This is a genomic window from Frankia nepalensis, assembly GCF_016786325.1.
In the GTDB taxonomy this organism is placed as follows: Bacteria; Actinomycetota; Actinomycetes; order Frankiales; family Frankiaceae; genus Pseudofrankia; species Pseudofrankia nepalensis.
In genome coordinates, this window is sequence record NZ_JADWYU010000179.1 from 22,951 (window position 1) to 32,792 (window position 9,842).

The following is a 9,842-nucleotide window of genomic DNA, read 5'->3' on the forward strand; positions in this document are numbered from 1 at the left end:
TGCCGCTGTCGGGCCCGCCGACGTTGGCGGACGCGTTCTTGTTGTGAGCCTCACCGGGGACGGATCCCCGGTGCCGCTCATGGGGTGGCCCTTTCTAGGCGCGCTTGGGGCGGTTGTGAGCCTCACCGGGGACGGATCCCCGGTGCCGCGTAGCGCCCCGTCTCAGGAGACACTCACAAGATCATGTTGTGAGCCTCACCGGGGACGGATCCCCGGTGCCGCCCTGCTTGAGCAGGGATTTCTTAAATTAGAACATGCCGGACCGCCTGTACACGAAGATCGACGTCCGGTTCGTCCCGTTTTAGAGTTGAGAAGGTACCGGTGTTTCTGGGGGTGCTTCGGGTTCCGAAGCAGGTTCGCGTTCAGATGATCTGGTCGCCGCGGTGGTGGGCTTGGACGCCGGTGCCGATCTGGCTGACGGTGTCGAGGGAGCGAATGGGTAGCGGATAGATGCGGACGCTGTCGAGCTGGAGGTCGATGGTCTCCCGGAGCTGGTGTTCGAGGAGAACTCGCTGTGCTTCGGTGCAGACGATCTCGAAGACGGACTTCTGGACGCGGATTCCGTGGCCTTCGCAGATCTTGGCGACTCGGCGGAGGCGGCGTGCGCCGGTGGTGCTGGTGGTGTCGACGTCGTAGGTGACCAGCAGGTCCATCAGGCCGGGCTCCAGGGAAGGTAGCTGGGCTGGTCGCCCCGGAGGTGGCGGGCGAGCACGCGGGCTTGGAGCAGGGGGATGACAGCGGCCGGGGCGTCGTAGTTGAGAAGGGTGTGGCGCCAGGGTCTGGCGCGGGCCTGGCTCCAGAGCTGGAGGAAGGTGCGCCGGCCGTCGTCGGTCAGCTGGCATCCTCCGCCTGGGGTGGTGAGGAAGTCGCTGGCGGTGAGTTGGCGCTGGTTGAACGCGGAGAAGACGAGCCGGTCAACGAACAGGGCCCGGAACTCTTCCATGAGATCGAGCGCGAGTGCGGGTTTTCCGGAGCGGATGCCGTGGAGGTACCCGATGTGCGGGTCGAGGCCGACGTGTTCGAGCGCGCCGTGGACCGCGATGCGCAGCATGGCGTAGCCGAAGGACAGGGTGGCGTTGAGGGGGTCCGTCGGTGGTCGGCTGGCCCGGCCGGGCGGTGCGCTGATGGTCGCGTTCGAGCTGAGCAGGTGTCGCCAGGTGGCGACGTATGTCCGCGCGGCGTTGCCCTCCACGCCCATGACCGCTTCAAGTGTCGGGGCATCGCGGAGGGTGGGCAGCGCTGTCGCGTGCTGCTCAGCGGTTTCGCGTAGTGCTGCCTGACGGTCGCCCGCGGCGTCGCGTCCGGCGCGGAGGAGGTGTTGGCGGGTGTTGTGGAGCTTGCCCGCGATAAATGCTTTCCCGAGGCCGAGCCGGAGATCTCGGTCTCGGTAGGCGTCGTGTTGGGCGACGCGTAGCAGCGGGTTTCCAGCGGTCGGGCCCTCGACGCGGGCGGTGATCCGGCCGTTGCCGGTCATCCAGGTGACCGAGCGCCGGTCGGCGGCGCAGCGTTGGAGGAGGTCGTCGGTGACGGTGACGCCGCCGAACGCGACGATGTGATCGATGCGGGTCAGGGGCAGCAGCCGTCGGGGGGCGCCGCTTTCGGTGTCCGTTTGGCGGATCCGGACGGTGTCGCCGTCCAGGTGAAGACTGGTTCCGGGCGTCGTCGCGTAGAGCGTGTTGAGGAGTTCAACCATCCCATCGTCCGAGTGGTCGGGGGGTGTACAGGTCGGTGGCGGTGCTGGCGGTGACAGATCGCGCGAGTTCCGGGAGGCAGTCGGTGCGCAGCGAGCAGCGGCGGCAGCGGCTGTCCGCTACGGCGGTGGGGAGCCGGTCGGCGGCGAGGATCGCGCGCACCTCGTCCGCGGTCTGTTCGACGAGAGCCAGCAGGTCCTCGGTCAGGGTGATCGTGTGACGTCGCCGGTCGGCATAGGAGAACACCGCGGCGTGTGGCACTGGGAGTGGCTGCATCTCGGTGAGGCAGATGGCCTGGGCGGCGGCCTGAATGTCGGCCGGGCCGCCGGGAACGTAGCGGCCGATCTTGTATTCGACTGGTACAACGGCGTTCGTGGTGACCTCGACGGCGTCACAGATGCCGTAGAGGCCGAGGCGGTCGCTCCAGACCGGGACGCCGGTGAGTAGCCGGCCGCCGGCCGGCACCGGGGTGCGGTGCCGGGCCGGTGCCTGATGAACGTGGGAATGGGCCGCGGTCCCCCGTACCGTGTCGACGTTGTCGGTGAAGATCCCGTCGAGGTGGATGAGGGCGGCCTGGCGGGCGCAGTAGCGATGATGTTCGAGCGCTGACAGCGCTATCCGGCTGGCGTGCGTGTCGCCGCCTGGCCACCAGGGTGGGGTGGTCATCCCAGGACGCGGGTGAGTCTGACGCCGGTGGGCAGGTTGGCGTCGTCGATGTCGACCTTGTAGTCGTCGAAGCTGCGGGGCGCGCCGTCGCTGATCCGCTGGAGCCGGATGCGGCTGGCGAGGGTGTGCGCGGGGGCGGCGCCGAACGCGTCGCTGTGGCTGAACACGTACAGCCCCCGGGTGGCCATCTCGCCGCGGGTGGCGGACCGGTCGTGGTCGAACATGTTGATCAAAGTTCGTAGGAGCAGGTCGAGGTCTTCGGTACTGACCTTGGTTCGCTTCCCGAGCGGAGCCGAGTAGTGGATTTCGGCGCGGTACAGGCCGTAGGGCACGGTCCACTTGCTGCCCATCTCGGTGCGTTCGCCCTGGTCGATGTCGGCCTGGCGGGTCTGGGTGACCCTGGTGATCGCGTGGTCGACGGGGTTCACCGGGTCGATCGAGCGGGCGATGGTGACCTGGATCGGTCCGCGGATCTGTCCGAGCGCCGATGTCCTACCGGTCGACATGACGGCGCCGAACAGGCGGATGTCGACGTAGCGGGCGGTGAGCCAGTCGCGGGCCTGGGTGGCCTGCTCGCCGGTGAGCTTCTCGCCGGGCGTGAAGCCGTTGTCGGTGTAGGAGGCTTCCAGCCGGGTGTTGAGGGCGTGCCCAGCCTCGACGAAGATCTGGTAGCGCGCCAGGTCGAGGCCGGCCGATTCGGCGGCCAGCCCGATGGTGTCGCGGACCTTCCGCTTGAGGGCGACGTCGCTGACGAGGCCGTGGCCAGTTTCGTCGTCGGTGCGGGGCCGGTTGCCCGCGTCGGGGTCGCCGTTCGGGTTGCCGTCGGCGACATCGAACAGGAAGACCAGGTCGTGCTTGACGGCGGGGTCGAGCGAGTAACTGGACACAGAATCTCCTCGTGAAGGATGGGCCGGTCGTCGGCGACGACGCCGGATGGGGATCGAAGGAAGAGTGCGCGGCCGGCGGCCGGTCAGCTCGCGGCGTCCGCGCTGGCCTCGGTGGGGCCTTCGGCGGCGCTGGCCGTCTTCGTGGCGGCGTTGGTGGCGCGGCCTTTGCGGATGGAGTCGGTCCGGTGGTGGTGGTAGCCGAGGATGAACATCGCCTGGTCGTCGAGGGTGGCGCTGCCTGGCAGGCCCTTGCTGGCGTCGAAGAGCGTGAACAGTTCGCCGAGGTCGCGGCTCAGCGCGAACGCCTGGTCGGGCCGGCCACGGCCGATCTTCTTCAGCCAGGGCTGGGCCAGCTGCTGCCCCTGTACCAGGGCGATCTTCGGGTTGGCGATCGCGCCGGCGAGGTAGCGGTCAGCGAAGGTGGTGTTGAGCCGGTCGCCCGGTGCCCGGCCGACGCGGGCGGCGTAGTACTGGATCGTCTCGAGCTGGGCGAAGATCCGGCCCGCGAGGTAGGCGGGGTGGTCGTTGGTGGGGTCGAGTCCTGGTCCGGGCACGGGGGGCCTTTCAGGTTCGGGGCTGCGGCGGATGCGGCGGACGAGCGCGAGACGGAGCAGCGCACCGCGCGGGTCGTCGACGTGTCCGTCGGTACGGATACGGGTGAGCAGGTGCCCGAACAGCGCCGGGCTCAGGTCGGCGCCTGTGAGCGCGGCGCGCAGCAACTGGCGCTGGACGTCGTCGGGGCGGGCCGCGCCGCGCGCGTCGAACCGGGCATACGCGCCCTTGCGGCGGTCGCCAGGGGTCGGTTCCCACCGGCCGGCCGCCAGCTCCAGGCGGACCAAAGGCACGTAGCCGGATCCGCCGGGATCCGCGCCGAGCAGCTGGTGGTCGGCGAACCAGGCCGCGATATGGGTTTTCAGCTGGCCCAGCGGCATGTCGACCCAGTTTCGGATCATGACGCGGGACACGTTCCCGGCGATGGTCACCGAGCAGAACCGGTCACTGTCGAGATCACCGGCAGCGTGGCGGCCTGTGTGCACGGTTCTGACGAGTTCGGCGACCTCGGCGGGGTCGGGTTGACTGAGGATCCTGGTGATGTCGAACTCGGCGCCGATCGTCCACCAGGTCATCCGCCCGTCTCCGCCGCCCGCGGACATCGCGTGGCGCGGGTTGTCGAGCAGGTACTGCAGGTTGGCGACCGAGGCCTGCGCGCAGCCGATGCAGACCGGGACGGTGGTGAGGCTGTCGCTGAAGTCGTAGGTGTGGATCCGCCGGTTCGCGCTGACCAGGGCGGCGCTGGCCTGGGTGGTGAGCGGCACGAGCCGGCGTGGCAGCTGCTGGGGGAACCGGTCCACCAGCCTGCCCGGCTGGCCGCAGACCAGGCAGATCCCGCTTCGCCCGCCCTCGCCGTCTGTCGTTCCTCCGCCGGCCTTGCGGCGGGCGACCTCGGTGGCCCAGAAACGGCGCAGTGACGGGTCGTCGGTCACCCAGCGGGCCTGGTCGCCGACGAGGAACACCACGCCCTGTTTCGAGGTCCACTTCTCGGGCTGCTCGACGCGCAGGAACGCCCCGGACCGGTAGAACCGGCGGACCGCCTGAGCCGCCTGGCTTTCGGGCGCGGCGTTCGCCCACCGTTCGATGAGGTCGACCGACGCCTGATGGCAGCCGTCGACGCGGGCGGGCTTCGCCTTCTCGTCGGCCCAGCCCAGCACGTACTGCAGGTCGTCGGCGCCGAGCAGCGGGGAGATCCCGGCGGCGCGCGCGAGATAGGGCACCGGCCTGGAGGTGCCCAGCTTCCCGCGCGCGCCGCCTTCCGGATCCGTCAGGTCACGTAGCTGTGGCGAGAGGAGTTTCCCGTCCTCGCTGATGCGAACGCCCCAGCGCATGGGTCGGATCTGGAAAAACGGGGGAAGATCGTCGTCACTGCCGTCCCGTGGTCGCTCGAACTCGACAAGGCGTTGCAGCAGCATCAGCCGGCCCCCACCAAGGTGTCGCCGGGGATTCCGTGTCGAGGAATGCGCACCACGCCACGTTCCAGCTTGGCGTCAAACAACGTCGAGCGCATCGGCGGCCCGGGAATGATGCGGTGCAGCATCAGGCCGAGATCCTCCGTGACGTCGACAGCCGGCGTGTCGTCGACCGGGCCGAACGCGGCCGAGAACTCCCGGGTTCCGAGATAGGGAGTCTGGAAACAGGAGCCGCGGCCGACCCGGCGGCGGAACTGGTCACGGTAGGCCGCCGCGGTTTTCGTCGCGTGCGGCCGAAGCTCGACGTGGGCGTGGATCCGGTAGGCGACGTCGCGCAGGCACAGCGCCGCGCGCTGCTCCCGGTTGGCCACGGTGTCCACACGCCGGCCCCGGCGCACCGCCTCGTCGAAGCTGGGCAGGTCGTGGGTCTCGTTGCGCCGCAGGCTGAACTGCCTGATCGGCCGGAGCACCTCGATCGCGACCGGCACCCACTCGAACTCCGGCTTCCAGAAGATCGACTCCAGGACACCGATCGCGGCAGTGGGCGTCATGACGGCATAGCTCATCCGCTCGACCCGGAACTCGGGCCTCGTGAACAAAGCGGCGTCACCCCACACTTGGACCGACACCGGCAGCTCACCCGACGGCAAGCGCGGCAAAGCAATGGGCACAGCAAACTCCCCTTTCTGCGTGCGCACGGACGTGACTAAGCCCGGCGCCCGTCAACCCAAGCCACGGAATATGTCTCACCAGGAGCCCTGAACGGAGCACAGGAAGGCCTCCATTGGAGGCGGACCGACCATCGGAAATAGGCCGAACGGCTAGAAAACTCGCCAGCGCAGGAAACTGGCGCCAAGGGACGCTAGATCACTGCGACGGTGCCTAGCGAACCAGGGTCCGCCGCCTTTGTCAAATTCGTGGCGGTATCAGGAATAGCGGCAGTAAGACCGCGGCGGTCTGGCTGTGCGCCGATACGCGCCACAGGACGTGTGGTCATGAAATGAAGTCCTCGGCAGCCTGGGTGAGGCGCAGACCGGTCTGCTTGTCGTAGTCCCCCAGCCACTGCGCCAGGTCACCGACGATCGGCCGGCACAGCGCCGCGACCTCAGGCCGTCCCCGGTCGGCTCGGCGAAGCTGAACGAGATAGGGCTGCAGCGCACGCACCAACCGCATGTCAGGAACCGGAGCCCGCCCGAGCTCAGCCACCAGGTCCTCCACCTCGGCGGCGTCCGGCCCGTACGAGACGACCACGGGGACGGTGTCCTCTGTGATCATCCGAAAGGCCTTCGACAGGTCACGGTCACCCCCAAGGCCCACGTCGATCAGCGGCCCGTCGGTGACCGCGTGGAAGTCAAACCCCTTGCGACTGGTCTGCACCGCTTGCCCTCTGCTCGCCGGTCCCGTGATCCTGGGATCGAGCAGGTACTGGCGGTAGAAGGTCTGCAGCGCGAGGAGATCGTCAGGATCAGCGATGCCAGCACCCATGACCTCTCTGGTCACCTCGACCGGGATCTTGTAGGCCGGTGGCGCGCCCCCGTCGTCCGGGTCGAAGATGACGACGAGCCCGCCCTCGAACCCGAGCGCTCCTTCTCGGTTCGCCCGGCCAGCGGACTGCTGAAGCGCATCGGCGGGCGCGAGCGCCCGGTAGACGACCGGGAAGTCGATATCGACACCGGCCTCGATCAGCTGCGTACTGACAAGCCGCACCGGCTGCCCCGCGCCGAGCAGTTCCTTGACCTCGGCCAGCACGGCCGCGCGGTGCGCCGCGCACATGTACGTCGACAGGTGACGCACAACCATCTCAGGCCCGACCCGTTCGCCGACCAGCTCGTACATCCGCTGCGCGTTCGGACGCGTGTTGACCACCACCAGGGCCTGGTCACGATCCGGGCCTGCCGGCCGTGCCACCTCGTCCGCGACCTCCTCCAGCGTCGGCTTCGGGCTCGTCCACCAGCGATACCGCACCCGCCGCAACGCGCCATACAACCGACCCGGTTGCGCGATCACCTCCCTCGGCGCCGTGTCACGCAGCGGGCCGAGCTCGAACAACTCCGGCTGCGTCGCCGACGCGAGCAGAACCGTCGTCCCGAACAGCGCCGACAACGTCCGCAGCGCATCAACGATCGGCACCAGCAGCGCGGCGGGCAGGGCCTGGACCTCGTCGAGCACCACGACCGCGTTCGCCAGCCGGTGCACCTTGCGCATCCGCGACGGCTTCCGCCCGAACAACGACTCGAACAGCTGGACGGTCGTCGTCACGACGAACGGCGCGTCCCAGTTCTCGGCTGCCAGCCGCCGCCACCGCTCCCGCCCTCCGGATTCGTCGACCGCGACATGCGTGTGATGCTCCAACACGACCGGGGCGCCCCCCTCGGGATCGAGCAGACGGCGGTAAACGCCCGCGTTCTGCTCGGTGATCGTCGTGAACGGCACCGCCACGATGACCCGCTTCTTGCCCAACAGTGCCGCGTGCCGCAACGCGAACGCGGCCGACGCGATCGTCTTGCCCGCACCCGTGGGCGCCGGCAACCGATAGATACCCGTCGGCCCCTCGGCCGCCGCGAGGCACGCCTCGTAGACCTCGGACCGCCACCGATCCACCGCGGACACCGGCCGGCCATCCAGAAACGTCTTCCGACGAGCGGAGAACCGGTCCCACAGCAGGCCCATGTCGGCGTCCGGGGCCACCCGCGCCGAGGTCGCGTTCCGATGCGCCTCCGTGTCCAACGCGTCCGCGTCGACCAGACAGCTGTACAGGAACCGGACCAGTACCTCGGCCTCGCCCGCGCCGCCGAACCCCGGTGGCAGCCTAAGCGCGGGCCCGCCGAACAGGCCCGGCAACAGCGGCGCGAGCGCCGCTTCCGCCTCGACCCACCGCTCGCGGCCCTCGGTCGTGTTCTCCGCCGCGAGCGCGGCCCGCACCGCCGACGGACTGGTCAGACCGCCGTGGTGACCATGCAACGCCAACCCCAGCAGATCGGCCCCGCGGCGCCGCGCCAGTTCCACGCCCAACGACTTGTGATCGACAGACTTACCGCCGGCCGTCACTCGGCCGCCGCCGGCCGCCTCCGACGCCAGCAGACCCGCCTGCCAGGCACACGACGCCTTACCCACGTCATGCGCCTCACCAAGAAACCGGCCCAGGTCACCAGCGCCGAACGCCGACGCGAACCCCTCGGCGAGTTGCCCCGTACCCCACAAATGATCAACTAGCGTGTGTCGCCGACCAACAGCGTTCACGCTGTGCGCCCACAGCACCGCATCCCCCCGGTACGTCCGTCGCCATGCCCGACCCCCGTCATCAATCGGACCGCCACATAGAACCGCGCGGGTCCGACAAAATCGGGCCACCGGCCCACAGCCCCCCGGACGACATCCGACCAGTCGGCGATCTAGGAACCCGAAGCTCCCCCTGAACCACCGGGACCTTCCGAAGCAGAAATCAGCACAAACCGGACAGGACTTGCCAGCCAAGCCGATCTGTCGGCACCCTGGCATCGCAACCTCCCTGCTCAGGCAGGGCAGCGCCGAGGCCCCGGCCTCGGCGAGGGTCACAACGGCAGCAAGGAGTCGCGCGCCACCTGGTGGTCGCGCAGCGCCGAGGCCCCGGCCTCGGCGAGGGTCACAACGCCGCCGGTGAGCGGGATGACCCAGAGCGGGTGCATGCAGCGCCGAGGCCCCGGCCTCGGCGAGGGTCACAACTACGAGTACCCGCGCGGCGGGCAGACCGTGACGGGGCAGCGCCGAGGCCCCGGCCTCGGCGAGGGTCACAACGTCGTCACATAGGCCGCGGCCGCCACCAGATCGGTGGCAGCGCCGAGGCCCCGGCCTCGGCGAGGGTCACAACCGCTCTACACCGCGATCGGTCTGCCACTCGTCCGCCGCAGCGCCGAGGCCCCGGCCTCGGCGAGGGTCACAACCACTTGAGGTACGAGTTCGCGCCCCAGTCGTAGGCAGCGCCGAGGCCCCGGCCTCGGCGAGGGTCACAACACCCCAACTGGCCAGGCAAAGGGTGGAAACCTATTCGCAGCGCCGAGGCCCCGGCCTCGGCGAGGGTCACAACTCGACCCCGTCGCCGGAGGCGGTCATCTGGTTCAGGGCAGCGCCGAGGCCCCGGCCTCGGCGAGGGTCACAACAGGTGATGGACAATCGCGATCACCGGGTTGCCGCGCAGCGCCGAGGCCCCGGCCTCGGCGAGGGTCACAACAGCTCGCGGGCGCGCGCGAGGGCGGTGCGCAGGGCGGCAGCGCCGAGGCCCCGGCCTCGGCGAGGGTCACAACCGGGTCACCCTGCGGACGCTGCTGTCGGAGGCGGGCAGCGCCGAGGCCCCGGCCTCGGCGAGGGTCACAACTGAGCATCGAGATGGAACGGCCGGACCCGACGGGGCAGCGCCGAGGCCCCGGCCTCGGCGAGGGTCACAACGACTCGTGGGATGACGACGCCCTGCGCGCCCCGGAGCAGCGCCGAGGCCCCGGCCTCGGCGAGGGTCACAACGTCTGCTACACCTCCGACCGCCGCTGGCAGGCCGAGCAGCGCCGAGGCCCCGGCCTCGGCGAGGGTCACAACGCCGCCGACGACGAGCTCGGCATCACTCGCGCCCCGGCAGCGCCGAGGCCCCGGCCGCGGCGAGGGTC

General features: G+C 69.8%; 7 protein-coding genes and 1 CRISPR repeat array. All 7 genes read right to left on the reverse strand.

All coding sequences use genetic code 11. The features are described 5' to 3' along the window. Positions 1-362: 362 nt before the first annotated feature. Positions 363-653, reverse strand: a complete 291-nt coding sequence (cas2, locus tag I6A81_RS27295) for a CRISPR-associated endonuclease Cas2 (protein WP_203003958.1) — start codon at positions 651-653, stop codon at positions 363-365. Next, entirely contained in the window at positions 653-1,693 is a 1,041-nt protein-coding gene (cas1c, locus tag I6A81_RS27300; RefSeq protein WP_203003957.1) for a type I-C CRISPR-associated endonuclease Cas1c, read from the reverse strand. The genes cas2 and cas1c overlap by 1 nt, the downstream gene beginning before the upstream one ends. Beyond that, complete coding sequence (cas4, locus tag I6A81_RS27305) at positions 1,686-2,357, reverse strand: CRISPR-associated protein Cas4 (protein ID WP_203003956.1); 672 nt, start codon at positions 2,355-2,357, stop codon at positions 1,686-1,688. Before cas4 ends, cas1c begins: the two co-directional genes overlap by 8 nt. After that, entirely contained in the window at positions 2,354-3,244 is an 891-nt protein-coding gene (cas7c, locus tag I6A81_RS27310; protein WP_203003955.1) for a type I-C CRISPR-associated protein Cas7/Csd2, read from the reverse strand. Before cas7c ends, cas4 begins: the two co-directional genes overlap by 4 nt. An 83-nt stretch (positions 3,245-3,327) precedes the next feature. Continuing rightward, positions 3,328-5,211, reverse strand: a complete 1,884-nt coding sequence (cas8c, locus tag I6A81_RS27315) for a type I-C CRISPR-associated protein Cas8c/Csd1 (RefSeq protein WP_203003954.1) — start codon at positions 5,209-5,211, stop codon at positions 3,328-3,330. Then, complete coding sequence (gene cas5c / locus I6A81_RS27320; RefSeq protein WP_307874947.1) at positions 5,211-5,837, reverse strand: type I-C CRISPR-associated protein Cas5c; 627 nt, start codon at positions 5,835-5,837, stop codon at positions 5,211-5,213. Before cas5c ends, cas8c begins: the two co-directional genes overlap by 1 nt. A 364-nt stretch (positions 5,838-6,201) precedes the next feature. Further along, positions 6,202-8,559 carry a CRISPR-associated helicase Cas3' gene (cas3, locus tag I6A81_RS27325; RefSeq protein ID WP_203003952.1) on the reverse strand — a complete coding sequence of 786 codons (2,358 nt, stop codon included), beginning with the start codon at positions 8,557-8,559 and terminating at the stop codon, positions 6,202-6,204. Between the two features lie 170 nt (positions 8,560-8,729). Then, positions 8,730-9,774: direct repeats of the CRISPR family, unit length 37 nt; unit sequence GCAGCGCCGAGGCCCCGGCCTCGGCGAGGGTCACAAC. The last annotated feature ends 68 nt before the right edge of the window (positions 9,775-9,842 follow it).

Excerpts from the sequence above, each read along its gene's own strand:
- cas4 (WP_203003956.1), bottom strand. The coding sequence starts at position 2,357 with ATGACCACCCCACCCTGGTGGCCAGGCGGCGACACGCACGCCAGCCGG.
- cas8c (WP_203003954.1), bottom strand. The coding sequence starts at position 5,211 with ATGCTGCTGCAACGCCTTGTCGAGTTCGAGCGACCACGGGACGGCAGT.
- cas1c (WP_203003957.1), bottom strand. The coding sequence starts at position 1,693 with ATGGTTGAACTCCTCAACACGCTCTACGCGACGACGCCCGGAACCAGT.
- cas2 (WP_203003958.1), bottom strand. The coding sequence starts at position 653 with ATGGACCTGCTGGTCACCTACGACGTCGACACCACCAGCACCACCGGC.